The sequence below is a fragment of the Faecalicatena faecalis genome, assembly GCF_012524165.2.
GTDB classification, from domain to species: Bacteria; Bacillota; Clostridia; order Lachnospirales; family Lachnospiraceae; genus Faecalicatena_A; species Faecalicatena_A faecalis.
Genome location: NZ_JABACJ020000013.1, coordinates 1 through 26,338, shown reverse-complemented (window position 1 = coordinate 26,338; position 26,338 = coordinate 1). Strand labels below are relative to the sequence as shown.

29 protein-coding genes and 1 pseudogene are annotated in these 26,338 nt (G+C 45.7%); 19 read left to right on the top strand and 11 right to left on the bottom strand.

Annotation, left to right across the window (positions count from 1 at the left end; genetic code table 11):
- Positions 1–319: 319 nt before the first annotated feature.
- The 8 genes from HGO97_RS13620 to HGO97_RS13585 all read left to right on the top strand — a co-directional run bounded on the left by HGO97_RS13620 (position 320) and on the right by HGO97_RS13585 (position 4,995).
- Positions 320–1,999, top strand: coding sequence for a C40 family peptidase (locus HGO97_RS13620; RefSeq protein WP_216242672.1), 1,680 nt, complete (start codon positions 320–322; stop codon positions 1,997–1,999).
- 26 nt (positions 2,000–2,025) lie between these two features.
- On the top strand, positions 2,026–2,295 hold the full coding sequence (locus HGO97_RS13615; RefSeq protein ID WP_216242670.1) for a DUF4315 family protein: 270 nt from the start codon (positions 2,026–2,028) through the stop codon (positions 2,293–2,295).
- Positions 2,282–2,968 carry a DUF4366 domain-containing protein gene (locus HGO97_RS13610; RefSeq protein ID WP_216242668.1) on the top strand — a complete coding sequence of 229 codons (687 nt, stop codon included), beginning with the start codon at positions 2,282–2,284 and terminating at the stop codon, positions 2,966–2,968. The genes HGO97_RS13615 and HGO97_RS13610 overlap by 14 nt, the downstream gene beginning before the upstream one ends.
- On the top strand, positions 2,965–3,156 hold the full coding sequence (locus HGO97_RS13605) for a hypothetical protein (protein ID WP_216242665.1): 192 nt from the start codon (positions 2,965–2,967) through the stop codon (positions 3,154–3,156). The genes HGO97_RS13610 and HGO97_RS13605 overlap by 4 nt, the downstream gene beginning before the upstream one ends.
- Positions 3,156–3,554 carry a cysteine-rich VLP protein gene (locus HGO97_RS13600; RefSeq protein ID WP_216242663.1) on the top strand — a complete coding sequence of 133 codons (399 nt, stop codon included), beginning with the start codon at positions 3,156–3,158 and terminating at the stop codon, positions 3,552–3,554. The genes HGO97_RS13605 and HGO97_RS13600 overlap by 1 nt, the downstream gene beginning before the upstream one ends.
- 132 nt (positions 3,555–3,686) lie before the next feature.
- Positions 3,687–4,460, top strand: a complete 774-nt coding sequence (locus HGO97_RS13595; RefSeq protein ID WP_216242661.1) for a defense against restriction DarA-related protein — start codon at positions 3,687–3,689, stop codon at positions 4,458–4,460.
- 11 nt (positions 4,461–4,471) lie between these two features.
- Positions 4,472–4,657, top strand: a complete 186-nt coding sequence (locus HGO97_RS13590; RefSeq protein WP_216242658.1) for a DUF4316 domain-containing protein — start codon at positions 4,472–4,474, stop codon at positions 4,655–4,657.
- Positions 4,654–4,995 (top strand): plasmid mobilization protein, encoded by a 342-nt coding sequence (locus tag HGO97_RS13585; RefSeq protein ID WP_216242657.1) that lies wholly within the window; start codon positions 4,654–4,656, stop codon positions 4,993–4,995. The genes HGO97_RS13590 and HGO97_RS13585 overlap by 4 nt, the downstream gene beginning before the upstream one ends.
- 46 nt (positions 4,996–5,041) lie before the next feature.
- Here the strand turns inward: HGO97_RS13585 and HGO97_RS13580 are convergent, their stop codons facing one another.
- On the bottom strand, positions 5,042–6,073 hold the full coding sequence (locus HGO97_RS13580) for a hypothetical protein (RefSeq protein WP_216242655.1): 1,032 nt from the start codon (positions 6,071–6,073) through the stop codon (positions 5,042–5,044).
- 207 nt (positions 6,074–6,280) lie between these two features.
- Between HGO97_RS13580 and HGO97_RS13575 the strand changes: the two genes are divergently transcribed.
- The 4 genes from HGO97_RS13575 (at position 6,281) to HGO97_RS13560 (ending at position 9,732) form a co-directional block, all read left to right on the top strand.
- The gene (locus HGO97_RS13575; protein ID WP_216242652.1) at positions 6,281–6,571 is read left to right on the top strand and encodes a CD1845 family protein; all 291 of its coding nucleotides are present in this window, start codon (positions 6,281–6,283) and stop codon (positions 6,569–6,571) included.
- Between the two features lie 85 nt (positions 6,572–6,656).
- Entirely contained in the window at positions 6,657–8,072 is a 1,416-nt protein-coding gene (locus HGO97_RS13570; RefSeq protein ID WP_216242650.1) for a relaxase/mobilization nuclease domain-containing protein, read from the top strand.
- 229 nt (positions 8,073–8,301) lie between these two features.
- The gene (locus tag HGO97_RS13565; protein WP_216242649.1) at positions 8,302–8,880 is read left to right on the top strand and encodes a TetR/AcrR family transcriptional regulator; all 579 of its coding nucleotides are present in this window, start codon (positions 8,302–8,304) and stop codon (positions 8,878–8,880) included.
- A gap of 27 nt (positions 8,881–8,907) precedes the next feature.
- Complete coding sequence (locus tag HGO97_RS13560; RefSeq protein ID WP_216242647.1) at positions 8,908–9,732, top strand: MBL fold metallo-hydrolase; 825 nt, start codon at positions 8,908–8,910, stop codon at positions 9,730–9,732.
- A gap of 66 nt (positions 9,733–9,798) precedes the next feature.
- Here HGO97_RS13560 and HGO97_RS13555 read toward each other — a convergent pair whose 3' ends face one another.
- Positions 9,799–10,113, bottom strand: coding sequence for a hypothetical protein (locus tag HGO97_RS13555; protein ID WP_216242645.1), 315 nt, complete (start codon positions 10,111–10,113; stop codon positions 9,799–9,801).
- 190 nt (positions 10,114–10,303) lie between these two features.
- On the opposite strand from HGO97_RS13555, the gene HGO97_RS13550 reads away from it, so the two are divergent.
- The 5 genes and pseudogenes from HGO97_RS13550 to HGO97_RS24525 all read left to right on the top strand — a co-directional run bounded on the left by HGO97_RS13550 (position 10,304) and on the right by HGO97_RS24525 (position 14,219).
- Positions 10,304–10,729: a sigma factor-like helix-turn-helix DNA-binding protein gene (locus HGO97_RS13550; RefSeq protein WP_216242642.1), complete on the top strand. Its 426-nt coding sequence runs from the start codon at positions 10,304–10,306 to the stop codon at positions 10,727–10,729.
- Between the two features lie 489 nt (positions 10,730–11,218).
- Positions 11,219–11,422, top strand: coding sequence for a hypothetical protein (locus HGO97_RS13545; protein WP_216242640.1), 204 nt, complete (start codon positions 11,219–11,221; stop codon positions 11,420–11,422).
- 100 nt (positions 11,423–11,522) lie between these two features.
- Complete coding sequence (locus tag HGO97_RS13540; protein WP_216242638.1) at positions 11,523–11,708, top strand: hypothetical protein; 186 nt, start codon at positions 11,523–11,525, stop codon at positions 11,706–11,708.
- Between the two features lie 69 nt (positions 11,709–11,777).
- A pseudogene (locus tag HGO97_RS24530) lies at positions 11,778–12,887 on the top strand (recombinase family protein); the annotation flags it as partial.
- 738 nt (positions 12,888–13,625) lie between these two features.
- The gene (locus tag HGO97_RS24525; protein ID WP_408610862.1) at positions 13,626–14,219 is read left to right on the top strand and encodes an ABC transporter substrate-binding protein; all 594 of its coding nucleotides are present in this window, start codon (positions 13,626–13,628) and stop codon (positions 14,217–14,219) included.
- A 112-nt stretch (positions 14,220–14,331) separates the two neighbouring features.
- Here the strand turns inward: HGO97_RS24525 and HGO97_RS13530 are convergent, their stop codons facing one another.
- From HGO97_RS13530 to HGO97_RS13510, 5 genes are all read right to left on the bottom strand, one after another.
- Positions 14,332–15,276, bottom strand: a complete 945-nt coding sequence (locus HGO97_RS13530; RefSeq protein WP_216242634.1) for an AEC family transporter — start codon at positions 15,274–15,276, stop codon at positions 14,332–14,334.
- Between the two features lie 301 nt (positions 15,277–15,577).
- Positions 15,578–15,982, bottom strand: coding sequence for a NifB/NifX family molybdenum-iron cluster-binding protein (locus tag HGO97_RS13525; protein ID WP_216242633.1), 405 nt, complete (start codon positions 15,980–15,982; stop codon positions 15,578–15,580).
- Between the two features lie 185 nt (positions 15,983–16,167).
- Positions 16,168–16,557 carry a DUF134 domain-containing protein gene (locus HGO97_RS13520; protein ID WP_246597447.1) on the bottom strand — a complete coding sequence of 130 codons (390 nt, stop codon included), beginning with the start codon at positions 16,555–16,557 and terminating at the stop codon, positions 16,168–16,170.
- 110 nt (positions 16,558–16,667) lie between these two features.
- Positions 16,668–18,029 (bottom strand): MATE family efflux transporter, encoded by a 1,362-nt coding sequence (locus tag HGO97_RS13515; protein ID WP_216242631.1) that lies wholly within the window; start codon positions 18,027–18,029, stop codon positions 16,668–16,670.
- A 104-nt stretch (positions 18,030–18,133) separates the two neighbouring features.
- Positions 18,134–19,144 (bottom strand): LacI family DNA-binding transcriptional regulator, encoded by a 1,011-nt coding sequence (locus HGO97_RS13510; RefSeq protein ID WP_216242629.1) that lies wholly within the window; start codon positions 19,142–19,144, stop codon positions 18,134–18,136.
- A 315-nt stretch (positions 19,145–19,459) separates the two neighbouring features.
- On the opposite strand from HGO97_RS13510, the gene HGO97_RS13505 reads away from it, so the two are divergent.
- Positions 19,460–20,878, top strand: coding sequence for a YfcC family protein (locus tag HGO97_RS13505; RefSeq protein ID WP_216242627.1), 1,419 nt, complete (start codon positions 19,460–19,462; stop codon positions 20,876–20,878).
- 111 nt (positions 20,879–20,989) lie between these two features.
- Positions 20,990–21,688, top strand: a complete 699-nt coding sequence (locus tag HGO97_RS13500; RefSeq protein WP_216242626.1) for a DUF975 family protein — start codon at positions 20,990–20,992, stop codon at positions 21,686–21,688.
- Positions 21,689–21,809: 121 nt separating this feature from the next.
- Here HGO97_RS13500 and HGO97_RS13495 read toward each other — a convergent pair whose 3' ends face one another.
- The 4 genes from HGO97_RS13495 to HGO97_RS13480 all read right to left on the bottom strand — a co-directional run bounded on the left by HGO97_RS13495 (position 21,810) and on the right by HGO97_RS13480 (position 25,992).
- Positions 21,810–23,192: an MFS transporter gene (locus HGO97_RS13495; RefSeq protein ID WP_216242624.1), complete on the bottom strand. Its 1,383-nt coding sequence runs from the start codon at positions 23,190–23,192 to the stop codon at positions 21,810–21,812.
- Positions 23,193–23,435: 243 nt separating this feature from the next.
- A complete protein-coding gene (locus HGO97_RS13490) occupies positions 23,436–24,419 on the bottom strand; it encodes a sugar phosphate isomerase/epimerase family protein (protein WP_216242616.1) in 984 nt (327 codons plus the stop codon).
- A gap of 13 nt (positions 24,420–24,432) precedes the next feature.
- Entirely contained in the window at positions 24,433–24,867 is a 435-nt protein-coding gene (locus tag HGO97_RS13485) for a C-glycoside deglycosidase beta subunit domain-containing protein (RefSeq protein ID WP_216242614.1), read from the bottom strand.
- Between the two features lie 21 nt (positions 24,868–24,888).
- Positions 24,889–25,992, bottom strand: a complete 1,104-nt coding sequence (locus tag HGO97_RS13480; protein ID WP_216242612.1) for a Gfo/Idh/MocA family protein — start codon at positions 25,990–25,992, stop codon at positions 24,889–24,891.
- Positions 25,993–26,338: the final 346 nt, after the last annotated feature.

Here is a 26,338-nt window from a genome sequence, read left to right as displayed (position 1 = left end):
CGTGATGTATGCCAGTTCAACATGCAGAAATGTTGAGGCTGGCTTTTTTATTCCGGGAAAGGAGGAATGACCTATCGGAAAGGAACCCCAAAAAGGCAGGCCCGGACAGCCCCCGCCTGAAATCTTCCCTTCGGGCCAATCTGGCCCGAAGCAGGAAACCAGCCCACCCCAGGATTTCGCCCCTTCCAGCCCTTCCAGCCGCCTGCATTTTGAAGACGAGGACACGCCGCCGCAGGCTGGGGCCGCCTCGGGCCAACATGGCCCGAAGCCCTCCGGGAAGTTTAAGCAGGACAAGGAGCGAGCCCGCCCCTCCGATCATATGAGGCGGGAGGAAAAAGCGGATAGCGACAAGGAACAGGGAACCCATAGCAAGGAGGCCGCTTCTGACTGCGCCAGAGGGAAACGCCCTGACGGGAAAAAACCGGACAAGATGGAGAAGGCACAGTACAAAGCGGATAAGGCTGGACGGAAACTGGAATCAGCCCGGGAAAAGCTGGCCTCACAGAAACCGCAGAAACGGCCGGGACTGGCCAAAAAGACTGTCCGGGGAGTGCGGGCAGAAGTATGGTTTTACACCCACAACAAGATACACGAGGTAGAGCATGAAAATGTAGGCGTGGAAGGAGCCCATAAATCCGAGCTTGTGGCCGAGGCCGGAACCCGTAAGCTCGTCCGGTTTGCCAGACGCCGCTATCGGGAACACCCGGCCCGCCGGGTGGCAAAATGGGAGCGGAAGGAAACGGCGGCAAAAGCCAATCTGGATTTTCAGAAGATGATAAAGGAGCACCCGGAGCTTGCCAGTAACCCCCTTTCCCGTATGGCCCAAAAATGGAAGTTGAAACGCCGGTACGCCAAACAAGCCGGACAGGCCGCAAAGCAGGGGACGCGGGCGGCGAAAAAAACAACTGCCACAGCCGGAACCTTCACGAAACGGGCGGTTCAGGCAGTGGCCCGCCACCCGGTATTTATCCTGATTATTCTGGTGCTGTTCCTGCTGTTCTATGCGCTGTCGGCGTTTTCTTCCCTTATCCCCATGCTGGGGAGCGGCCTTGTCAATGCCATATCCGGCACCTCCTACGCCTCCGCTGACAGCGACCTTCTAGGAGCGGACGAGGACTATGCCGCTCTGGAAAATGACTTGAAACAGAAAATCGCCAATATCGAGCGCACTCACAGCGACTATGACGAATACCGTTACAACGTGGACGAAATCGGCCACAACCCCTATGAGCTGACCTCCTACCTGTCGGCCAAATACCACAGCTATACACGAACGGAAATACAGGGCGAGCTCCAGGAGGTCTTTGAAGTACAGTACGAACTGACACTGACCGAGGAAGTGGAAATCCGCTACCGAACGGAAACCAGCACGGACGCAGACGGCAACGAGACAAGTGAGGAAGTCTCTTATGAATACTATATCCTCCATGTGACCTTAAAAAACCGCACACTTCCCGCTGTAGTAAATACCCGGTTGGATATGGAGCAGAAAGAGATTTATTTCGTCATGCAGGAATTAAAGGGCAACAAACCCTACCTGTGGGAAGGCATTTACACGGAAGGAGGCACGGAGACAGAACCCGGCTACCAGATACCCGGTGAGGCACTGTCCGATCCGTCCTTTGCGGCCCTGATTGGGGAGGCAGAGAAATACCTTGGATATCCCTATGTATGGGGAGGCTCCAGCCCGTCCACCTCCTTTGACTGCTCCGGTTTCGTCTGCTGGGTATTTTCCAACAGCGGCGTCCACAATCTGCCCCGTACCACGGCGCAAGGCATTTATAACCAGTGCGCCCGCGTATCCTCCGCTGACGCAAGGCCCGGGGATATTATTTTTTTCACTGGCACCTATGACAGCGGCGTGCCAGTCTCCCACGTTGGCATTTATGTAGGCAACAATATGATGATTCACTGTGGGAACCCAATCCAATATGCCAGTATCGGCACGTCCTACTGGCAGCAGCATTTCTACGCCTTTGGCCGTTTATCAGGAAATTGATTGTCACAAACAGAAAGGAGATTCTCATGAACAGACTTGAAAAAATCGAGAAGGATTTGGAGAAAGCCCGGGAAAAGGCCGCCGAATGCCAGAACAAAGTCCGGGAGCTGGAAAAGCAGAAACAGGAGGAAGAAAACAGCCAGATTGTGCAGGCGGTGCGCTCCATGAAGCTGACCCCAGCCGGGCTCCTGGCCTTTTTAAACAACCCGATGGATACACCTGCCGCTTCGGGCCAGTCTGGCCCGAAGTCCGCTGACATAATGGAAAAGGAGGACGAAGCCAATGAAGAAGCCTAACCTTCACCGGCTGGCGGCGCTGTCCGCCTGCCTGCTGTGCTGTACTTATTTTACTATCCCCGCCTACGCCCAGAGCAGTGAGCCGCAGGCCGAAATCACACCAGCTGAAACCGAGGCCCCAAAAGAACCAGCAGAGCCGAACCCCTTCACCCCGGACGGAACCGGAACCGTGGTGGATAAAGCTACTGACAAGGACGGAAAGGAATTTTACACCATCACCACCCCGGACGAGAATATCTTCTTTTTAGTGATTGATAACCAGAAGTCCAGCGAAAATGTGTATTTTCTGAACGCTGTGACGGAAAAAGACCTCCTTCCCCTTGCGGAAAAAGACAGCAAAGGGGATGCCGTGGAACCGGAAACAGCACACACGCCGGAACTGGAAAAGCCCGCAAAGGAACCGGAACAGCCGGAGTCCGCGCCCAAAGAAGATAAGACAAACAACGGCCTGTTTTCCCTCCTTCTGGTTGCGGCGATAATCCTGGCTGGCGGCGGGGCCGGATATTATTTCAAAATCTATAAACCCAAACATCAGGCCCCTGACTTGGAGGACGATTACTGCGAGTATGAGGAAGAAACCATGGAAACAGAAGAATCCGAGGAAGATGATACCCCGCCGTGGGACGAAGGAGAACCGGAAGCATACGGGGAGGGAAAGGAGGACAAGGAATGAATTTCACAAACAGCCCCTTTGAACAGATGATGAAGGAAGCTCCCCGGCCGGGCAGGAGTGATTCCGGTCCCTGTGCCGGATGCCGTTATGCCAAAGAGTGCAAAAACCAAAAAGGACGCTGCCGGAAAAAGTTCCGCGCCCTGCTTGTGGAGCCGCAGACTTCGGGCCAACGTGGCCCGAAGTCCTGATGGCCCGGGAGCTGACCCGTGACGAGAGAAAGAAAATCCGGAGGCTCATCACGGGCATGTGCGCCAACTATGACAGCGAAACCGGCATGTGCCTCCCGCTGGACTGTCCCTGTTATATGCTGAATAAATGGTGGACAGGCGCTTACTGCCGTTACTTCCAGCGCTCCGTCCTGCCGCTCAACCCGGCGTTAAAAGTCTCCTTATTGAAGGAAGGGCCCACCCCCGGGCTTAGGCCCTGCGCCGTGTGCGGCAGACCCTTTCTACCTATAGGACGACAATCCTACTGCTCCGAAGCCTGCAAAGCCGAGGGAAACCGTAGAAAGAGCCGGGAGCGTATGTGCAGAATGAGGAGGAAAACGGAGGACCCTTGTTACGTTTTGCCCTTCCGAAAAGCCTGACACTGCGGGATTTTTAAGAGGCAGAACCGGGGCCGTGATAATCTGATGCCTCCGCCTCCGGTTCTGCCGTTTATTTCGTAACACCATCAGACTTCGGGCCATATTGGCCCGAGGCCGGAAAGGAGAACCTATATGGAAGATTTAAAAGGGTATCAAATCCAGAAAGAGGCCGTTTTTGAAAATGGCCGGGGCTTTGCGCTGGCCCACAACCCGGAGGCGCAGTCCCCCTTCGTAATCTGGCACTTCTCGATTATGCCGGAGGGAGAGCGCAATTATTATGACTACACGTCCTGTCATGGTATCCTGCCGCCTGAGAAGGAATTTGAGAAGTTCCTGTCCGCCTATGATTATGTTTACAAGGTTCCTCAACTGTCGAAGGACCAAAGGCCAATGGAAACAGATTATTACCGGTATTACACCCACTATCCCCTTGATAATAACACGTTTCCAAAATCAAAGGAGCTGGGGCTGATAGAAATTGCCCCTTACGATAAACAGACGTTGGTGGAAGGCAATTCCATACGGACGTGGGGGGAACTGATTTATACAAAGCCGCTGCCGGAGAAGATGGTGAAAGATTATGACTTGAAGCCCTCCCGCCTGAATCCTGACGTGAGGAAGAAAATGGAGGAACAGACGCAGACGCTGGGCAAGTGGGAGGACAGCCGCCATTTTGGCAATCAGCGGCGGCTGACATGGTTTCATCGGGATTTTGGAACCTATATCCTGAAACAGCCACTTACCCCGGAACAGCTTGCTGGACGGATAGAGGTCATGGAGGAATTAGAGGCGGAGCGGAAAGAAAAACGGTCGATTACCGCCATGCTCCGCAAAGAGACGAAACAGGGGAAGGAAAACTGGGAGACACCCGCCAAAAAGGGCGGTCCCTTCCACGAGGACAGATAGGAGGATAAACCATGCACGAAAAAGATAATTACCTTAAAAATGCAGAACTTTCCACAGAGCAGAACTGCAACATGATTGACGGGATTCCCAACAATACGCCGCTCCCTCCGTCTCCCCCGGAACCGGACAAAAAGCCACTTGATAAAGTAAAGGAACCGCCCTCCCGCAAACGGAGCCGGGAACGTGAGGACAGATGAAAGGCCGTAGGCGTGATATACACCTTCATGTGATGGTTACTGCGGAGGAACTGGCGGGAATCCGGGAACACATGGACGAGGCCGGTATCACCAACGCCGGGGCCTATATGCGCAAAATGGCCTTAAACGGCTATATCCTCCATGTTGACTTATCTCCCGTAAAGGAGCTGGTTTCCCTACAACGGCGGTGCGCAAACAATCTCAATCAGGTAGCTGTCCATGCCAACATGTACGGCATATACCCAGAGGAAATCGCCGGGCTCCAGCGTGATTATGAAAAGCTCTGGGAACAGGTTTCCAATGTACTGAAAGAGCTTTCCGAACTGGTGGCAAAGTAACAGACGGGGCGGCGGCCATGGACAATTATGGACTGCCGCCTATCTCTTAATCAATATAATATCCTATATATTCATCACTCTCTTTCGCTTTTGAAGTACAGCTTTGACATAAATATTTGTAATCTTCCGTATCCGATTCTGACATAGCCAGTTGACTTATCCCATCTGGCATTGGATTTCCACAATCATCGCAGTATACCGTATCTCCAAATACCTCATTACAACACAAACATTTCCAACCATGAACATCTGGAAGATATACCACAGCATTGCAATCACACTTGGGACAAGTATATACAGGATTATATAGTTTGCCCTTTCGTTTACCCAATTCTCGTAAAATATGATTACTAGTCAAACACGATTGATCGTTATCACATATTTCTTGATAATTAGTAAATTCTTTGCCACACATTTTGCAGCGTATACCATCTTGGCCTTCTTTAGCAAGTAACGTCGCGCCGCAAATAGGGCATGGAATAATGAGTTCCTTTTTAATATCATATAAAATTTTATATCTTTTGGCAGTGCCTTGTTGAAACTCTTTTAATATATCACTTCTCCGAGTTTTAAAAGCCTGTGTATCCTCATGTAAAAAGGCTATATCCCGTGGATCAAGTATAGCTTCATAATTTTCAAAATGTAGCTTTAAAATATCAAGAAATAGATATTCAATAGCTGAAAATGCCTGCGACATTAAATTTTTATAGAAAGCTCCATCAATTTTGCATTTATAATGTTGGATTTTATTTCTGTATTTTCCTAATTCAACTAAATAGTTCTCGTAAGGCTCAAGATTTACATGACACAGCTGTTTCACTCTTTGTAATGCAAGTCGATAACCAACTGTTTGAATATCATCATCTTTGTCAATGTCATTTATTTTATCTATATTTTCAAAAACCAACACAGGATGATTTCTTCTAAGAATTTCTTTTAGCAGAAGTTCTGCGCAATGATTAGATAGAATTACACTAAATTTAAATAAATGCTCATTATCACCTTCATCAGCCTCATTATAGTATGATATTGCTTCACTTAGTGAATGCAAGGCATTTTCAACCAAATCAAATTCCATATTCACAGCTCTCCTTAAAAATATTTTTATCATTATTTTTTAATTATATCTCATTAAAAACTATAGAACAATCATATTTTTCCTTCTCTGCTTCGGGCCATCATGGCCCGAGGTCCCAGGACAGGATTCGCTAATCATTCGCAACATTCCTGTCCCGGGATCGCCATGGTAAAATATAAGTAAAAAGAATAAAAGGAGGCGTTTTCAATGAGATTACTGCTAAAGCTGTTTGCCGCACCCGTCATGCTGGCCCTGACGCTGCTTACGGCCATAATGATGTTCCTGTTTGATATCTGTTCATTTCTTCTGACGGTGGCTTCTGTCATAACGGCACTGCTGGGTATCGGGCTTTTCTTTACACCCACTCCACATGGCGGGTTCATCTTCCTGTTTCTGGCCTTTCTGCTTTCCCCCTATGGATTGCAGGCGGTTGCCGGACTTCTGATTGAGGCGGTGGACGGGTTGGGCAGTTCCCTCCACAGGTTTCTTGTAAGCTGATACTACTTCGGGCCACACTGGCCCGAGGCCAACGATGGCGGCGGCTCGGAAGGGCCGCTGTTCTATTTGGGAAGGGGGTGGCTATTTGGCTACTACCACTCTTTTGAAACGTCACGCCAATGAAGGAGAAACCATAGCCGAAGCAATCCGTGACTGTGTTGATTATGGAAAAAATCCAGAAAAGACGGAGAACGGGAAATACATTTCCTCATACGAATGTGACCCGGCCACGGTGGCCGCCGAGTTCCTTTTGGCAAAGGCCAGCTATAAGGCTATCACAGGCCGGGAGCAGAAAAAGGAGGACGATATCCTGTGCTATCAGATACGCCAGTCCTTCCTCCCCGGGGAGATTACTCCGAAAGAGGCAAACCGTATCGGGTACGAGCTGGCTATGCGCTGGACAAAAGGCCGCCATGCCTTTATCGTCACTACCCATACGGACAAGAAACACATTCACTGTCACATATATTACAATTCAACAGCCCTTGACTGCACCCGGAAATTCCGTAATTTCTGGGGTTCGTCCTTCGCCCTTCGCAGGCTCTCCGACCGGCTGTGTCTGGAAAACGGACTGTCCATTGTGGAGAATCCAAAGCCCCGGAGCAAAGGGGATTATAAGAACTATGGTGAATGGCTCCAGAACAGAGAAAGGCCGCTTAACTTTCAGGATAAATTGCGGCTGGCAATCGACACGGCACTGGCAAAGCGCCCCGGTGATCTGGCGGCCTTCCTTTCCTTCATGGAACAGGCTGGTTATGAAGTGAAAAAGGTCAGGGGAGGCAGTCTGTCTTTCCGGCTGGCCGGACAAGGGCAGGAACGTTTCACCCGTATGCGGGCCTCCACGCTGGGGGAAGGGTACGATTTAAAAGACATACTGGCCGTCATAGACGGAAGCCTGAAACACTCCGGCCAAAGTCCACACAAAGTCAATCTGCTTGTAGATATTCAGGCGAAGCTGGCCGAAGGAAAGGGGCCGGGATATGAGCGGTGGGCCAAAGTATTCAACCTGAAACAGATGGCCGCCGCACTCGCTTATTTGCAAGATAACGGCCTGACGGAATATGGGGAATTAGAGAAAAAGGCTGCTGAATCCACTGACCGTTTCCATGTCCTGTCAAACCAGATAAAACAGACAGAAAGCGCCATGAATACCAACCGGGAATTGAAATCAGCCACGGTACAGTATGCCAGGACACGGCCTGTCTTTGAGAAATACAAAGCGGAAAAGTACAGCGGAAAATTTCTTGCGGAGCATGAGGCGGACATTGAGCTTTACCGGGCGGCGCAGGCTGACTTGAAGCGTCTGCTTGATGGGGCGAAGCTCCCAAAGATGGACGCACTAAAAGAGGAAGGCCGCAGACTGGCGGAGCAGAAACGGAAACTCTATGCAGAATATCAACGAGTACGGCAGGATATGCAGGAAGTCCATACGGCAAAAGCAAACATTGATTATCTGCTGGGCTATACCGGACAGGATAAAAAGAAGGAACAGGAGCGATAGGGACAGTGAAAACAAGGAGCAAAGCGACACAACCACTTCGGGCCAGCATGGCCCGAGGTTCCGGGTTTGGGGCGGGCCCCAACAAGCCTCCTTCGTGCCATTTGTGGCCACGAAAGAATTGCTTGCCATTTAGCAAACTTGCATAAATCCATTGACTTTCCGACACTAGTGTCGTATACTTAAATCAGACACCAGTGTCGGAAATTAACCAAAAAGAGAGGTTTCGGATATGGGCAAAAAAGGGGAAGAAACAAAGATAGCAATTCGGAAAGCCGCACTTGTTTTATTTATTCACAAGGGTTTTAAGGACGTTACAATGAAAGACATTTGTGAAGCAACGGGACTTAGTCGCGGTGGTCTATATATGCACTACGGGAGTACAAAGCAGATTTTCGCTGATATCATAAACGAAATTATGTCAAGTCTTGAAAACGAAGTCGCTGTAAAGATAGAAAATGGCATATCCGCAACCATCATATTAGATGAACTATTAGGACGTTACTTGTCTGAAATGCTTGACCGAAGCGGTTCATTAGGACTTGCTTTTTATGAGTATTACAGCAGTATGCCATTATCAGACGATAATGCCATGCTAAAGCAATATTACATTTCAAAAGCAATGATCTGTAACTTAATTGAGTATGGAATTAACAAAGGGGAATTTAAGCAGGTCAATATAAAGGCAGTTGTGGATTTACTGATTTTCTCCTATCAAGGAGTACGAATGCTGAATAATATCATGCCGCTGGACGATGATAAAATTTCAATAGACATGATTAACGAAATCAGAACGATGTTAGTAAAATAAGAAAATACTATTGCGAGGTGAACACCAATGAAATTGAAAATCGTAGGAAGCGGCGGAATGTTTTTAATTCCCAATCCATTTTGTAAGTGTCCTCTCTGTGAGGAAGCCAGAATCAAAAGAGGCCGATATGAGCGGTTAGGCCCGAGTCTATATATTGAGGATATCAATATGCTCATTGATACACCAGAAGATATTTCAGTTGCATGTGATAAACAGGGTATTACAAGTATTAAATATCTTTCTATATCCCATAAAGATCCTGACCATACGAGAGGTATGCGTATCGTGGAACCTTTAGGCTATGACTGTATTGCAGACAAAGGAACACCTATACAATTCATCGCACTACCTGAAGTTATAGACGATATTAACGCTTGGAACGGAGATGGGCTGAATTATTATGAGAACATTCTCAAGTGTATTTCAATCAACAAAACGGACTACATTAAAATCGGAACTCTTGAGATACACTTAGTGAATAACAAAACTCATCGTGGCAACATGACATTTTATGTTATATCAGACGGAAGCAAAAAGGTTATTTATGCTTGTTGTGATGTAAAACCATTTGTTCCCAATGAATTGTATTTTGATGCAGATATTTTAATAATTGGGCTTGTTTCTGATAATGGTATACTCAAAGATGGCTCAACTCTTGATATGGCACCTTTTAAGGATGATATGTTCACTTTAAATGAAATTATGGAAATCAAACGCACATACAGAATAAAAAGCATTATTGTCACTCACATTGATGAATATTGGGGTAAATCCTATGCTTACTATCAGGACTTTGAAAAGACCTTAGATAATATATCTTTTGCTTATGATGGAATGGAAATTGTTTTGTAGCAATTATTTACTATTATTCCGAGATTATAAAATAAAACAAAAAGCTAAAGAATTGTCAAACAAAAATTAAATAATTACTTCGGGCCAGATTGACCCGAGGTTCACGAAATCCCCGCCGATATACGGCGAAAGAAAAAAACCGTTGTTGCGGGAGGAATTTCGTGTTGTCTCTTTGTGGACGGCGGTTTTGAAACCAATAAATTTCAGAGCCGCCGTTTCCTTTAGAAAAAGAGGTTTACGGAGGGCGTGATTAAGTCGCGCTTCTTTACGAACACGGCGGTGCAAGGAGGGTGCCGCCATGTTTCCATTTCTACAACATGATTCTACATATTTCGGCTTGTTAAAAAAAGCTATTACCATCGACGGGATAGCCATGCTCATTATGTAGCCGTTTCTTATTATCCCTACGCTCGATTGGCCTTATGCCATTCGAGCTTTTTTCTTTTCCACTGGAAAAAACCTGGGCAAATCTATTTTGAAGCTTCATTACAACATAAACAGCACTGGTGTCGTTCTCCTCCCACTTCCGTTTTGGTCGCTTACCAACCTAACACCAAAACGGAGGTTATACATGACAATTATCAATTTAAAGGATTTTTATCCATTTTATACATCTGACTGCTTTATGGAGATTCCTGATGAAGTAGCGGCAGCTATGGCAGAATTTGACCGCAAAGAAGCCGCCTATCGTCTACGTACATACCGCCACAAAGCCTACTACTCTCTTGATCGGAATGATGGGATTGAGCATGAAGCGCTGTTCGTTTCCCTCTCGCCCCATGAACTGTATGAGCGAAAAGTTTCCATGCAAGAACTCCATGCCGCCATATTCAGTCTGCCGGATAAACAGGCGAAGCGTGTCTATGCCCATTTCATTCTCGGTATGAGCCAGACGGATATTGCCAAAGCGGAAGGCGTTAGCAAAATGGCAGTGTGCTATTCCATCGAAAGGGCTTTAAAGTCCATGGAAAAATTTCTAAAAAATTCTCTGGATTGACTTTACAGAGAAGTGATTTTTGAACTGGCTTATGAGAGGCAAACAGTCTCGAGCCAATATGGCCCGAAGAAAAATACGCCTTGAATGCAATTTGAAAACTGAATAAAAAGATACCCGGATACGAAGGGTTGATGTGTCCAGTGACAGACCCGCCATGACCTCCATTGTCAGAGAATGGAGAGAGCGAAAAGGTCCATGCCGCAGGCAGGCCATGGCTGGTTTGCCGGATAAAACACAAAGACCTTGTTACTTGCGTTTAGTCACCGTCCGAGCGTGAAGCGGCCTTGCAAGCCGTGAGCCGTCGCAGGCCATGAGAACGCCTTGCCATAAGAATGGGGAGAGTTGAAATACTATGGGGTGGACATGCCTACACCCGTTCGGGAATCTGATAAGTAACATCATATCATGGGGAGCCGCCCGGCTTCACTGTCTTGTGACAGGCCAAATCTTCCGGCGCGGCTCCCCTGTTTTTCAAGAAGGAGTTTTCCAATGGAAAGAACATTTGAGGAAATTCAGGCTATGGCAACAGACCCATGGAGTAATGACGCCTGCCGTGGCTACGTTATCTGGGCCATGCAAAACTGCGGATTTAAGCCAAAGGAAATAAAACAGGTTGTTACCGAGTTGTATACGGTATTCGACTTCAAGACCATTGAAGAAGCCGCCAGACATTATTATGAAAGTTCTTTTTAGCTTCGGGACAGCTTGACCCGAAGTTTTAATTTTGTCCATTTCAAAATTCATCTATAGGATAAGCCTCAAATTGCATATGATATAGCAAGTATACATAGAGGTGATTGTTATAAAAAAAGGAAAAGAAATCTGTTACTTACTTCAAAAAGCTGGTACGAACAGTAATGAAATTGCTGTGAAAAAGGAACTTTTGATAAAGCAGGGCTATCTTGTCGTTACCATTATCGAAGGGAAGGAAAACATGGAAAAAGGATTGCGGGAAGTTGTGAGGAACCATTTCCACTAATCATTCGCAACATTGTGTTAATCCCCCTATATAGTACAATATAGGTATAACGATAAGGAGGACGAAATTATGATCCAGGCACTGACAGATACACCTTTAGTCATAGATGGTTATGTTCGGCTTTCCAGGGACGATAATAAGCGGAACTACTCGTCTATTGAAAACCAGAAAAAGATTATACAGCAATATGCAGAAGAAAATAACATGATAATCCGCCACATTTACGAAGATGATGGTATCTCCGGTTACTCTTTCAACCGTCCTGACTTTCAGAAAATGATGGCTAGTCTTGATACTATTAACGTCATTGTTGCAAAGGACTTATCCCGTATCGGCAGACATAACGCAAAGGTACTGCTCTTTCTTGAAGAAATGGAGGAAATGGGAAAACGTGTTATTCTAATTGATGATAACTACGATTCCTTTTACTCTGATGATGATATCATCGGTATCAAAACATGGGATAACGAACGGCATGTGAAAAATACAAGCCGGAAGGTAAAACGTATCAAGCGCATGGAACAGGAAAGCGGTACTCTTGTCAGCCAGCCGCCGTTTGGTTTTACTAGGCACCCTCTTAATAAGCAGATAATTCTGATTGATGAAGAAGCCGCCGCTATCCTTAATCTGGAAAAAGAAATTTATCTGGATGGCAACGGAATCCGAAAAACAGCAGAAATACTTACCGACCGTGGCGTTCCTACTCCCAGCATGATAGATAAAGAACGCCATGAATCACTGGGGCTTGTTTACAAGAAGCAGGTAGCCTACCAGTGGAGTTATGGCATGGTAAAAGATACCTTATTCAATGATTATAACAACGGTATTCTTAGAACTCACAAGAAAGAACGCACTACGATAAACGGGAAAGACAAAAAGGTTCCCAGAGAAAATCAGTATATATTTCCGAATCATCACCCCAAAATCTTTGATGATGATACCATGAAACTGCTAAACGAAGTCAAGGACAGCCGCCATCACAGCCAGTACAGAGGGCAGAGAGCCCATGTAAACCTCTTTTCCGGCTGTCTGTACTGCAAAGACTGTGGCTGGAAACTAACAGCGATTAACCGCCCTAACCGTGGGAAATATTATGTGTGTGGTACTTACAATAAAAAAGGAAAGCAATTTTGCCAACACGCCCATTTAGTTACAGAAGAAACACTGATGGACGCTCTAGTAAAATATCTGATACTCTGCCGTGACAGTCTTGCAGATATCATACAGAACTTTGATTTGGCAAAGCTAAAGGTGGAAACCTACACTCCCACCGACAGCAAACAGCGTTTAGAGGCTGAACTCGAAAAAGTCAAGGAAGAACTCAAGGTTCTCATAACGCAAAAGGTCAAGGAGATTACCGCCAATCCCTCCATGAATGAAATTATCACTGAAACCTATGCGGCCCTACAAAAAGATAAAATGGAGCGCATATCCGCTATTGAAAAAACCTTGCAGGATTTAACAAAGGAGCCGCATATCCCTTCCACCACAATCAAGCCCAGCTTACATACGGCATTGGATATTCTGAATGAGGTTCTTGAAAAGAAAGAATTAAGCCGGAAAGATATTGAAGTTCTAGTTGAGAAAATCATAGTGGATAAAGACGGCAACATTGATATATACCTGAAACATGGCCTTGGCAATCTGGCCGCCTATGATTTCAGGGCAGACAAAGAAAACCTGAAACTGACTATGTTGATTGAATCAATCCGGCTTCTGGAAAAGGACAAAACGGGCTTTACCTCGGTTAAATTCCTTGCCGACAGTTTAAAAAAGATGGGCTATCCCATGCACAAGAAGAAATTTGTGACCTACATGGAACACCTGTTAGACTTAGGGCTGGTTGAGAAAACAGGCATCTACCATTATCCCTATAGAATCGTGGCTTCTCGACAGCAACTGCGTGATGTGGAAAAAATGTTCATCATGGTGGGGCAGACTGGCGGGATGCCGGAAATGGTTTTTGAGTATATCTTAAAGCAGCACGGTATGGATCCGGCAACGGATGTTGAAATCAATCAGAGTATTGACTTTGGCTCTACTGCTGCCGCTTTTGCAGAGGGAAAAGGGGATTATACAGTTGAGTTCGAGCCAGGTGCGACTTCTCTTGAATCCGAGGGAAAAGGTTATGTAGTCGCTTCCCTCGGTGAAGACAGCGGTTATGTTCCTTACACTGCTTATAGTGCAAAGCAAAGCTATATCGAGGAAAATCCAGAAATCATCCAGGGATTCGTCAACGCTCTTCAGAAGGGGATGGATTTTGTCCAGTCCCATACCCCAGAAGAAATTGCCAAAGTCATTGAACCCCAGTTTCCTGAAACAGATTTAGAAACCATCACCACAATCGTTACCAGATATTATGACCAGGATACATGGAAGGATAATCTGGTATTCGAGGAAGATAGTTTTAATCTATTACAGGATATCCTGGAAAGTGCAGGCGAACTTGAGCAGCGCGCACCTTATTCAGATCTCGTGACGACCGAATTCGCACAAAAAGCAGCAAAATAAATCTTTGACCGCCAGGTGAGAAAAAAACAAAACAGGCAGGCCGTCGTTAGGAAAACGACCACACTGCCTGCTTTGTCCTGCTTTTGGGATCGTCTCCAAGTTCCATTCCCCTCTACAGCATCCCAAGACTTTTCAACAGATACAGCCATCCCGTCAAAGAGAACGCACTGAACAATGTCGTAAGCATCACTACACTGGATGTCAGAACCCCTTCGTGCTTCATATTTTTAGCCATTACAAAGCAGCTCACTGTGGTAGCAGATCCCAGCATGACCAAAATAGCCATCAGCTCTTCCCTGCGGAATCCCATTTTTATAGCCAGTGGAAGGAATAATGCACAATAACCTATCAGCTTCATAAAAGCAGCGAGAACTGCCGGACCCACCTTGGATGATGCTTTCTTTATGTCAAATGTTGCCCCCATTGCAATGAGTCCCATAGGGGTCGCCACTGCGGCAACACTTGTCACCGTTTTCTCCACGATGGGAACCATTGGAATCTTCAGAACTGACCACAGAATTCCTGCTCCGATTCCTATAATAATCGGATTCTTTGCAATTCCTTTCAGAGTATCTTTCAGCATTTTTTGATTCAGCTTTTTCTGATCCGGCCCGAAGAGCGATAGCACAACAACCGCCATAATATTATAGATAGGTACGCTTCCGATAATCATAAGGGGAGCCATTTTTGCCGTTCCGTAGACATTCTGAATGATTGCGATTCCCAACAGGGCTGCACTGCTTCTGTAGGATGCCTGGATGAATTCGCCTTTGATAGACTTATCCCTCCATACCATGGATACAGCCGCAGCAATCGCGATGCTCACAATCGTTACCAGCGCACAAAATAGGACAAATCTCCCATCCCATACCTCACTGAAATCAACTGTCGCCAGGTCATTGAACACAAGCACTGGCAATGGAATCAGAAAGACAAATTTATTCATTTTAGAAGCAAATTCATCATCTATCCATCCTATTTTTCTCAAAAAAAGCCCCAGAAGCATTAATAAAAAAACCGGGACAGTCGCATTTAAACTAAATATTAAATTCTCCATGTGGACCTGTTCTCTCTTCTTAAATAATAACGAATATTTTTTCTTACCGCAGTGCAAATCTCCTGCGCAATTCTCTTTTCCTAATTTCTTTTACATTATAGGGGGAAACATCTCTTTTTGCAACATCATGCAACTTATATCCTCCGAAATTCTCCCTGTAGTAAGACTGCCTTTTCGCTCTTTTTCAGATTCTTTTCAAAAGACTTTCAGAACAAAGAAACTCCACAGCTCCCAGAAATTTCTGGTGCCATGGAGTCTGTTCCCTGATAGTATATCTTCTAATCCCGGACCTTCTAAAAGCTTAGTTGCCGGCGCATCCGTGTTTGTTCTCCCCACAGGAATGACTTCCGCAGTCATGTCCCTCTCCGTGGTGATGATGGCTGCACATGGTATCTGGATTATAATCCAGTTCTCCCTTTAACAGTGCCTCAACACTGGCATCTGCATCTCCTGAAACTCCCGGATACAGCTCAATTCCAATATTAGCAAGTGCTGTACGTGCTCCGCCGCCGATTCCTCCACAGATCAATGTCTGTACCTGATGTCCCTGAAGAAATCCAGCCAGTGCACCATGCCCGCTTCCTATGGCGCTTACGACTTCTGAAGACTTCACCTGATTGTCTTCTACCTCGTAAATCTTAAAATTCTCACAATGTCCAAAATGCTGAAATACCTGTCCGTTCTCGTATGTTACTGCGATTCTCATAATAGAATGCCTCCTTGATAATAGAATGATTGGGTTGTTAATTCATGCCGTCTGATCAAAGCGGATATTTAACATTCGCCTCGCGATTCCCTTGTTAAGGTGAAATGGCACGTTCTTTAGATATAGTTTATTGTAGTCCTATTTCCGGCATATGTCAATTATATTTTTGTCATATGTCATTTATTTTATTCTCTGCACCCCCTCCGGCAGTTTTTAGGATCTTCACCACAATCTCCTTCGCAGTCTGGATGTCCGCATCTCCTTAAGCAGCACTCTTTGGCATCCGGGCAGACTTCATAGGCACCGCCTCCGATTTTTAGTTTCTTTCCTTCGACCAGTGCCTCTGCAAGTTTCTTTCTGGCAGAATCATAGATGGACTGTACCGTAGTCCTGGCCACATTCATTTGCCGGGCACACTCTTCCTGAGAGTAGCCCTGATGGTCTATCAGACGAATCGTCTCAAATTCATCCACGGTCATCTCAATGATCTCCTGACAATTCACATTAGCCGGAGCAAATTCCTCAATCCTAGGCATCTCACAAATACGCCTGCATTTTACCCGTCGTCCCATCATAACACCTCTCATCTTTCCAGCAGAATCTATGCACAAAAATATTTCGTTCTAATTTACAACTACGAGCATTATACCACGATTCTGAAATGCAGAAAAGCCTGCCTGGCGATTCATAAATTTATCTTTTCTTCTCTCGTCAATTTCTTAATCCAATTCCCATAATGCGACTCCAAATATGCTGGAACGCATTTGAAGATCTGGTCTGCATTCAAACAGCATACGACAACTGCCGGAGATGCTTTTACCACAAATGCCATGATCAAAGACAGTGGAATCACGATCATCCATATGCTGACCAGGTCCATCTTTACAACGAACATCGTATTCCCGCCGCCCCGGATGATTCCATTATTGGTCGGCATCTGGTAGGACATTCCCACGCATATCACGCTGAGGATAATCAAAAATGTATTCGTCATTTCCTTGGTCGAAGCAGACAAATCATACAGACTTAAGACCGGAACCCGGATGAAGAATAACAAGATTCCCGAACAGACACCAATGACCAGGAAAACTCTCTGCAGTTTTTCTGAATATCGTTTTGCCAAATCTATCTTCCCGGTTCCCACCGTCTTTCCGATAATGATAGAGGCGGTGGAGGCTGCACCTACTGCCGTAGATTTTACCAGCATGAACAAGGTAGACGCGGCACTGTTCGCCGCAATGGCCGCTGCTGTCATATGCCCTAAAATGGCGGTCTGCAAAGCTGTATTGATTCCCCACAGACTCTGGACCACCAGCATAGGACTCGTCAGTTTCATGTAATCCCGAAACAGAACCCGGTCAAACTGCAGATAGTCTTTCCATTTCATATGAAGGCTGGTCTCCTTCTTCCACATGTAATAAATCAGAATACTGCATTCCAGGATCCTCGCCGCCAGCGTTCCAACTGCTGCACCTGCGGCCCCCATCTCGGGCGCACCGAATCTTCCATAGATCAGCACATAATTGATACCGCAGTTTACAAAAAAGGTCATAATGGAAAGATAAAACGCGATTCGCACCACCTCCACACTGCGCAGTGCTGCGAGCAGAAGCTGTGTCACTGCAAAGAATACGTATGTAAAGCGGATGATGTTCAGATAACCGACCCCCTCCTGGATAATCGGCCCGTCTGTTGTAAATATTCCGACCACCTGATATGGGAACACACTGACTAATAGGAATAAAAGGACCGCCACAAGCAGTCCGAGCCTCATGGCAGAAGCCCCGATCTTCTTCATTGGTCCGACCATTTTCTTTCCCCAATACTGACTGCATATGATTACCAGCCCGTCTCCCAGTGCATTGAGAATCTGCTGGTAGACGAACTGAATCTGATTGACTGCCGCCACTCCGGCCAGCGAAGTCTCACTATATGCTCCGAGCATCATATTATCGGCCAGATTTACACTGATCGTAATTACATTCTGCAGGACAAGCGCCACGTATATGGAGAAGAAATTTTTATAAAAACCTTTGTTTTCTGTCACTTACACTTTCTCCCTTCGTATAACGTTCTTATTATACGCGCCTGCTGCTTCCGATTGCAATCGTCTTTTTTATTCCATCTACATTCCCTTTGTCGTCCGACCTCCTACATCGTTGACTGTCTGTGAATCAATCTGCAAGTGAATTCCTGATAAGAAAATTCCTCTTCTTCCCCCGCCAGTATCGCTAAAATCAGTTTTGCCGCATATCGTCCCATCTCATAATAAGGAATCGATATCCCGGATACAGACGGATACGTAATCGCATAAAAATCTACATTATTAATGAACAGGTTCTTCGGATGCTGTGGAAGTACCACACCATTTTTGAATATTTCTCTCTGCAGAAGATACCCTATGTCATAGTTATGAGATATCGCAATGTCAAAGTCGTGTGTATCCATATACTCCTTCAGACCCGGGTAGATATTCTCGGGACAGCGGTAACGTACAGGAATCACCACATGCTCCAGATCACATTCTGGATAGATCCGGGACACGATTCCCTCAAACTGTGGAAACTTATTGTTAACAAACACGCCCTCATTATCCACAGAAAAATACCGAATCGACCTTAGCTCCTTCTCTTTACAGAACGCTGCACATTCCTTTAGTACATCATCAAAGGCATGAGGCTTAGGTGACCTCTTAGAAAAGACACCATCCATACACACTACCACATATGGGATGCCATATTTCTCCGCAGGTTCCACAAAACGCTCATGTTCTTTATTTGAAATATAAATCAGGCCGTCGATCAGATTGGATTTATAACTGTTAATATAGGAAGGAAAGGTATCCTCCTTTTTCTCATAGAAAAGTGTCAGCGTATGGTGCATCTTGTCCAGATGCCTTCCGATTCCCTCAATGGTCTCCAGAAAGGACTGACGGCTGTAGTCCCATGCGCAGACAATCCCGATCGCAGCACATTTCTTATTCCTCATGCTCCTTGCCGCCTCATTCGGGACATAATGATACTCTTTGATTGCCTGCCTCACCCGGTCGATCGTCTGCTGGCTGATACGTTTATCGGACCTGTCATTGAGTACATAGGATACCGTGGCCTGGCTGACCCCGCAGATCTTTGCGATTTCTTTTGCTGTAATATTGCTTTTCATACCGATCCCTCTGTTTAAAAATGATAAATAGTATAAGCCCCACGAAATCATGTCTCTTTCCAAAGATAATGATATCTCTTATACTTGTATAAATTTGCACAGTTTTTTCCAATATATCTTGTTTTTATTATGGATTTATGCTAATATAAAAATTGCTTATAGGTATAAGCAAAAAATCTATAGTCATTATAACAATAATTTGCATAAACAGCAAGGGCAGCAAATTATTATTTTTTGTTTTTTGCTTATACGAATAACCTAGCCTTTCGTTCACAAGGCTGGTAGAAATTTACTATACTAAAGGAGTAGAGGAAAATGAATGAAAAGAACGAGCAACAAAAGAAGAAAAAATGGGATATAGCAGTCCCGCACACCTACTTTATCATCTTCATGATCTTGATCTTATGTGCAGTACTCACCTATATCCTGCCCGCTGGTGCTTACGACCGTGTTGAAAATGAAGCCGGACGTATGATCGTAGTCGCTGATTCTTTCCACCAGGTCGAGTCCAATCCGATTTCATTAATGGACTTCCTGAAAGCTGTCCCATCTGGACTTGAAGCACAGGCTGCACTGATTTTCTTTGTATTTGTCTGTGGAGGAACCTTTGGAATCTTTGATGAAACCAACGCCTTAAACGTAGGAATCAACAAGATCGCACACCGTCTGAACGGGAAAGAGACGTTGATGATTATCGCAATCACAACGATTTTCTCCATCTTAGGAGCTACCATGGCCTTTGACCCTCAGGTGATCATGTTCATTCCGCTAGGCGTCGCATTAGCCAGACGATGTGGTTATGACGCGATCACAGGTATCGCCATGGTGCTCGGCGGTGTATATGTCGGCTTTTCCTGTGGTGCGCTGAACCCTTACACTACTGCTGTTGCACAGGGAATCGCAGGAATCCCACTGTTCTCCGGCCTTGGGTTCCGTGTTGTATGGCAGATCGTTACCCTGATCTTCACATGCGCTTATATCATCCGCTATGCAAAAAAGGTAAAAGTTACACCTTCTGCAAGCTACTGCTATGAGCTGGAATTAAGTGAAAAAGAAGCACACGAAAAAGCACAGGAAAGTTTCACAACAAAACTTTCTGTACGTCAGATTCTTGTAATCCTGGTACTGTTCGGAGGTCTGGGATGCGTTGTATATGGTTCCCTCAAATTATCCTGGGGAACAACTGATATGGCTGCTGCTTTCTTTGGAATGGGCATCCTGGCTGGAATCATCGGCGGGCTGGGCGGCAACAAAATCTGTACTTCCTGGATCAAAGGTGCTAAGACCATGGTATTCGGTGCCCTTGCAATCGGACTTGGCCGTGCGATCCTGATTGTCCTGGAAAATGGTATGATTATGGATACCATCGTTTCTGGATTATCTTCACTGCTGCAGATGCTGCCGTCATCCCTGATTTCACTGGGAATGCTGATTGCCAACGTTGTAATCAACTTCTTCGTACCATCTGGAAGTGGACAGGCAACACTGGTTATGCCGTTCATGGCAGCAATCGCTTCTCTGACAGGTGTTACGATGCAGACAGCAATCGTTGCATTCCAGGGTGGTGAAGGATTCAGTAATGCAGTCATTCCGACCAGTTCTACAACAAATGCCTGCCTCGGTGCCGGTAACGTAGGATATGAGAAATGGATTCGCTTCGCAATGCCGATGTTCCTTATCCAGCTTGCGATCTGCGCAGTATTTACAATCATTGCATCTGTAATCGGACTGTAATATTTGACCTTACATAGGCCCTCGGGCCGCTAAAAGCCAACTTATGACGTAATATTTTATGAACAATGAATTCAAATATGGAGGAAGGGTCCTGGCAGTCTGCCAGGACCTTTGAAAAAAATTATGGTATGGACTTCAAAAGAAATTAAGAAAAAAGGGCTCTCCTGCCTGAACCAGAACTTTGCACAGGCCTATCTGATCGTCCTGCTGCTGCGTCTGATCGCAGACATTCCAGCGTTGCTTTTTGAACAGGATTACAGCATTGTAAGACTTACTCAGACCAGTTCCATCCTACTGATCCTGCTTCTGCTTTCCTGCATTTTATTGGTATATCTGCCTCTTACTGCCGGAAAACACGCCTATTATCTGGATCTGGGACAGGATAGGGCAGATTTTTCTACACTGTGGAAATTTTTCACACAGGGAAGCAAGGTTTATCTTTCCATAGTAAAGGGAATGGCGATTCGGTATCTCACCGTCTGTGCAGGCGGCCTGATTCTGATTGTACCGGGGATCCTGCAGTATTACCGCACCTTCTTTACCCCATGGATTCTGGCGGAGAATCCAGAAATGTCCGGGGCCGAGGCCATGCGGATCAGCCGCGATATGACAGCGGGACAGCGGATGAATCTATTTATCATGCAGCTGACATTCCTGGGCTGGATCGCACTCTGCTTTTTCTTGTCCTACCGATTCAGTCTGCTTCTGCCCACCTCCATAGGGCGCGCCGTCTCAACAGCAGTCTATGCACTGCCGGGAGCCTATTATCATGCAGCAGTTGCTGAATTATATCACCAATTAAAAGGATAACAAAAGGTGCCGAAATGATATCTTCCCCTTTAGAAATACAGTTTTATGATTTTAACTGTTGTCCTAAAGGGAACATATCATTTTGACACCCTTTTTCGTTTCCTTATGTCCTTATACGAATCTAATTTTCAATCTCTGCTTCTCTCAAAGCACGTTTCTTCTGCAGACTTTCCAGAATTTCTGTACTCTTCTTTTCATTCAATGGATAGAAGAACAACGGAATCAGGCAGCATAGGAACATGATTCCGAACACCAGATTTGTCGTCATATTAATTCCGTTCAATGCCTCTGCACTCTGCTGTGCGTTTGCCACATATCCGGTCGCACCCATAATCAGAAGTGCCCCGGACACTCCAAAGGCTGAACCGAACTTCGTAGAAAGTGACACGGTTGCATAGGAGGTTCCATCCGACCGGATCCCCTTTCTCTCTTCCTCATAATTGATTGCATCCGGCACCATCGCCATCGGAATCGGGAATGAAAAGCAGAAGAAGCCATAAATACAGTGTAAGATGAGTAAAAGCGGTATATTCGTATATCCTGCTGTCTTGCCGACAATAAAAATCAGAATCAATGCAATTCCTGCTCCAATATATCCGATTGCAGCCATTTTCTTTTTACCGACTCTGATGATAAAGTTTTTGGTCAGCAGGATGCCTACAACAGTGAACAGTGACGGCAGCGACATGAATGCCGCAATCAGATCAAATCTCTGCACATTGTACATCAGATAGTAGATGACCACTCCCATTCTCCCAAAGAATGCTGTCATTGCAATTAACTGGATCAAGAAAATCAACATCAGAGGCCCATTTGTCACCACTGATTTGATGCTCCGGCTCACTGGCACCTTGACCGCGCTCTTCGGAGGATGTACTGTTTCTTTACAGCTTGCATATACAAAATAGAATAAGGGAAGTGCACATATGGCAAATAAAAGTGCTACCTTTGTATATGCACCTGCCGTATACCCCTCTGCGCCTCCTGAAAATTTCATAAGAAGCGGCGCCGTGATTGCATTTAAAAGGACGGAGCTTAAGTTGGTCCCCATCATGCGGTAGCTGTTCAGCTGTGCAATATCCCCTGCGTCTGTTGTCATAACCGTAGAAAGGGAACCATATGACAAGTTGACCACCGTATATAACATCCCACATCCAATATAGGTGACTGCTGCCCAGACGATAGCTGTATTTCCTTTACCGAATGTGGTAAATGCTAATACAGATAAAACTGCCAGAAATGGTGCACCATAAAAAATGTAAGGTCTGAAACGTCCTTTTTTCGTGTTGGTACGTTCTGCAATTGCACCAAACATCGGATCATTGATTCCATCCCAGATCTTCGCAATCAACATGATAGCAGATGCCACGGCGGGGGCCATTCCTACCACATCCGTATAAAATACGCTCAAATAACTGCCTATAAATGTCCAGCACAGGTTGCTCGCAAAATCACCGCAGCCGTATGCGAATAACGTCCTCTTGGATAACTTTGTTGTTTCCATCCCAATCCTCCCAGATTTATAAAATCCTTGACAAGATACATTTCACGGATATAGAATAAAATTCAGGTTTGATTTATTCAATCCCGGCATGCCGGACGCGTTGCGGGCGTCTGACATGCCACTTTTTATGTAATGTCGAAATTATTGTTTCATATGATATGCTGATTGACTGATTTTCTCCAATCAGATATCCTTTTTTTCTGACCTCTATGCGGATATTTTAAATCCGCTTCCTGATTGTGTTTAAATTCCCAGAATCCTTTTCTCCATAGCAAGCTGCCTCTTTGTGAACTCTGTTCCGCCACAGTACAGCTCGTCCTCATATTCACAGATCAGATATCCGTCAAAGTCAGACTCTTTTAATACTGCCAGGATTTCCTCATATGGTATACTCGGCTCCACACAATCCTCGCTCAAATAATGGAATTTGCCATGCATTTCAAAGCTGTATGGAAGGATTTCCTTTAATTCCTCCAAAAGCCCCTGTAATGCTTCCTTCGATTTAAATTGTACGAATCCGTACATTCCCTGCAGTGTTGCATTAATTGCCGGATGTGCACCTGCCTCCATTAATTTGGCCCGTGCTTCTTCGATATCGACGCCTGCATAACGCATGTCAGCCGCCATCTTTAAGTGTTCCTCCTTGACCCCGGCCTGGATTGCCTTCATCCAATGCGGTTTGTTCGGAGCGATGGCAAAGCATCCGAAATCTGGTACAAAGCCAAGATATTTGGAGCCTGTTCTGCGAATCACTTCCAGATATTCCTGCATGAGTGGAGACATCGGAGTCTCTGGATTGTGGATCTCGATTCCCACCTTTACATCATAAAGCTCGGCATAAGGCGCCAGCCTCTCAAATGCAGCCGGTGAGAGCATATACTGGGACCGCATCACTTTACATCCTAACTTATTAGCTGCTTTCAAGTCAATGATTGTATCAGCCAGCATCTCATCATCTGTCAGATTCCGGTCATGACGCATGCCTTTATCATTGTTTGCACCATATCCGACCGGGCCGATTTTGTATTTCACCTTCAGGTCATGGACCAAGCCCAAGAATTCATCACTTACATTCGGATAAGAAGGAATCATCTGTGTTGCCACGATTTCATATCCCGTTGCTCCTGCAAGCGCCGCCTGTTTTACACATTCCTCAAAATCATACTGAAATCTTGCATATTCTGTTCCATAGCAGAACAGTGTTGCACCTAATTTAATATTGCTCATTCTCCTCTGCCTCCTATTCTGCTGATTCCACAGTTACTTTATCGCCACAGTCCAGAGGCATAAAGCTGTGATCAGGTCCAATCTGCATGTATGGCACACGCAGCATCAGTTTCAGTTCCAGTTCATGTTTTCCTTCATCCAGTCCGCCCTTCTTAATTACACGAATCTTAGCAGGCACGACCTGGCTCCAGAATTCTGTTACTGCATAGGTCAGCTTATAGACTGGCATTTCTTTGCCGTTCAATTCAAATGTGATTGCCTCCTGGGGCATCTTTTCACCGTCCACATAGACCTCCAGCAGGTCAATGTCTGAAAGATAATGACCTCTGTAATATGCGAGCTGCACGTCAAACTCAAATCCATTTTTCTTACCATTTATATACATGCTCTTGAAGGAATCTTTTTTAATGATTTCCTCGTTCAAAGGCATCCGCATTGCAAATCCCATGATATACCCTCTCTTTCCTGGTTAAAATTTAATCTCTTTGTTTTCCTTTGCTGATTGATAGATTGCATCCAGAACCTTGGTCACTGCCAGTGCTTCCTCTGGCTTTACAAGAGGCTCTGTGTTGTTCTGTACCGCCAAAAGCCACTGTCTACAGTCGATACTGCCCTCTTCTCCGCCGCCTCCGCCGAAGTATGCCACACCACCGACTGGGGAAAGAGTCTCTTCCATCAACTGATTATTTCTTCCTCTGTTATAAATCAGCTCATTCTTAGAGTAGCTCATTCCTGAGTGAATCTCTGCACCTGCCTCGGTTCCGCATAATGTAGTAGACGCCTCGCGGGACTCCAGGATATTCAGTGCCCAGCTTGCTTCCAGACTGATTGTTGCACCATTCTTCATTTTTACAAATCCCATAGCTGAATCTTCTACTTCGTAGGTCTCAGGATCCCATGGTCCGAACAGATTTCCCTCTGTTGCCTGTTTCAGACCGCCCAGCTTGTAAAATACAGAACCTGTTACACTGTCGATCTCATAATTTCCCATGCACCACAACGTGATATCCAGTGCGTGTGTTCCAATATCAATGAGAGGACCGCCGCCCTGTGCTTCCTTGTCCATGAAGACGCCCCATGTAGGAACTCCTCTTCTGCGGACTGCATGTGCTTTTCCATAATAGATATCTCCCAGCTCACCTTTTTCGCATGCCACATGAAGATTCTGCACCTCCGGTCTGAAACGGTTCTGATATCCGACCGTGAACTGCATTCCAGATTCCTTCCATGCCTCCACCATCTTCTCTGCTTCCTTCGTGCTGTGGGACATAGGCTTCTCACAGTATACATGCTTTTTCGCTGCGAAAGCTGCAACTGCGATTTCACTATGGGAAACGTTCGGTGTACAGATATGTACGATCTCCACGTTTTGATCTGCCAATAATTCCTTATAATCTGTATAGACCTTAGCATCTGCTGCTCCGAATTCTTCTGCTGCCTTCACTGCTCTTTCTTCGATGATGTCACAGAATGCTACGATTTCATTCAAATCCGCATTGTTCTTGAGTGCCGGAAAATGTTTTTGATTTGCAATTCCACCACATCCAATAATTCCTACTTTTGCTTTACTCATTTTTCTTCCTCCTATCAAATCCTTCTTAGTTACTAGGAAACTTTATTGCTTTGTTTCTTTGTAGCTTTATTTTAACAAAGGAAATCACAGGAGGCTTTCAGTCTGGATACCTAAAATAAGTTCCATTTTGACCTTTTGTGGGTTTTATAATGACCTTTAAGAAGTAAGGTCAACAATCAATGGTAGGATTTTGACCTCTTATGGATGGAGGAGGGGGACGCTGAGGGAATTGGGGGATGGGGCTGCTGGGGGGGGGGGGTGGGGGATTTGGATAAACTCAGGCGGCGCTACACCCCCCGTGCGGGGACGACGAGATTAGCCCCAGCACGAGGAGTGGTGAAACCCA

Excerpts from the sequence above, each read along its gene's own strand:
- HGO97_RS13525 (WP_216242633.1), bottom strand. The coding sequence starts at position 15,982 with ATGAGAATCGCAGTAACATACGAGAACGGACAGGTATTTCAGCATTTT.
- HGO97_RS13620 (WP_216242672.1), top strand. The coding sequence starts at position 320 with ATGAGGCGGGAGGAAAAAGCGGATAGCGACAAGGAACAGGGAACCCAT.
- HGO97_RS13595 (WP_216242661.1), top strand. The coding sequence starts at position 3,687 with ATGGAAGATTTAAAAGGGTATCAAATCCAGAAAGAGGCCGTTTTTGAA.
- HGO97_RS13615 (WP_216242670.1), top strand. The coding sequence starts at position 2,026 with ATGAACAGACTTGAAAAAATCGAGAAGGATTTGGAGAAAGCCCGGGAA.
- HGO97_RS13530 (WP_216242634.1), bottom strand. The coding sequence starts at position 15,276 with ATGGAGAATTTAATATTTAGTTTAAATGCGACTGTCCCGGTTTTTTTA.
- HGO97_RS24525 (WP_408610862.1), top strand. The coding sequence starts at position 13,626 with ATGTTCATCATGGTGGGGCAGACTGGCGGGATGCCGGAAATGGTTTTT.
- HGO97_RS13485 (WP_216242614.1), bottom strand. The coding sequence starts at position 24,867 with ATGGGATTTGCAATGCGGATGCCTTTGAACGAGGAAATCATTAAAAAA.
- HGO97_RS13555 (WP_216242645.1), bottom strand. The coding sequence starts at position 10,113 with ATGAGCATGGCTATCCCGTCGATGGTAATAGCTTTTTTTAACAAGCCG.
- HGO97_RS13560 (WP_216242647.1), top strand. The coding sequence starts at position 8,908 with ATGAAATTGAAAATCGTAGGAAGCGGCGGAATGTTTTTAATTCCCAAT.
- HGO97_RS13510 (WP_216242629.1), bottom strand. The coding sequence starts at position 19,144 with ATGAAAAGCAATATTACAGCAAAAGAAATCGCAAAGATCTGCGGGGTC.
- HGO97_RS13520 (WP_246597447.1), bottom strand. The coding sequence starts at position 16,557 with ATGATGGGACGACGGGTAAAATGCAGGCGTATTTGTGAGATGCCTAGG.
- HGO97_RS13585 (WP_216242657.1), top strand. The coding sequence starts at position 4,654 with ATGAAAGGCCGTAGGCGTGATATACACCTTCATGTGATGGTTACTGCG.
- HGO97_RS13480 (WP_216242612.1), bottom strand. The coding sequence starts at position 25,992 with ATGAGTAAAGCAAAAGTAGGAATTATTGGATGTGGTGGAATTGCAAAT.
- HGO97_RS13545 (WP_216242640.1), top strand. The coding sequence starts at position 11,219 with ATGGAAAGAACATTTGAGGAAATTCAGGCTATGGCAACAGACCCATGG.
- HGO97_RS13600 (WP_216242663.1), top strand. The coding sequence starts at position 3,156 with ATGGCCCGGGAGCTGACCCGTGACGAGAGAAAGAAAATCCGGAGGCTC.
- HGO97_RS13590 (WP_216242658.1), top strand. The coding sequence starts at position 4,472 with ATGCACGAAAAAGATAATTACCTTAAAAATGCAGAACTTTCCACAGAG.
- HGO97_RS13605 (WP_216242665.1), top strand. The coding sequence starts at position 2,965 with ATGAATTTCACAAACAGCCCCTTTGAACAGATGATGAAGGAAGCTCCC.
- HGO97_RS13575 (WP_216242652.1), top strand. The coding sequence starts at position 6,281 with ATGAGATTACTGCTAAAGCTGTTTGCCGCACCCGTCATGCTGGCCCTG.
- HGO97_RS13550 (WP_216242642.1), top strand. The coding sequence starts at position 10,304 with ATGACAATTATCAATTTAAAGGATTTTTATCCATTTTATACATCTGAC.
- HGO97_RS13495 (WP_216242624.1), bottom strand. The coding sequence starts at position 23,192 with ATGGAAACAACAAAGTTATCCAAGAGGACGTTATTCGCATACGGCTGC.
- HGO97_RS13505 (WP_216242627.1), top strand. The coding sequence starts at position 19,460 with ATGAATGAAAAGAACGAGCAACAAAAGAAGAAAAAATGGGATATAGCA.
- HGO97_RS13580 (WP_216242655.1), bottom strand. The coding sequence starts at position 6,073 with ATGGAATTTGATTTGGTTGAAAATGCCTTGCATTCACTAAGTGAAGCA.
- HGO97_RS13490 (WP_216242616.1), bottom strand. The coding sequence starts at position 24,419 with ATGAGCAATATTAAATTAGGTGCAACACTGTTCTGCTATGGAACAGAA.
- HGO97_RS13610 (WP_216242668.1), top strand. The coding sequence starts at position 2,282 with ATGAAGAAGCCTAACCTTCACCGGCTGGCGGCGCTGTCCGCCTGCCTG.
- HGO97_RS13565 (WP_216242649.1), top strand. The coding sequence starts at position 8,302 with ATGGGCAAAAAAGGGGAAGAAACAAAGATAGCAATTCGGAAAGCCGCA.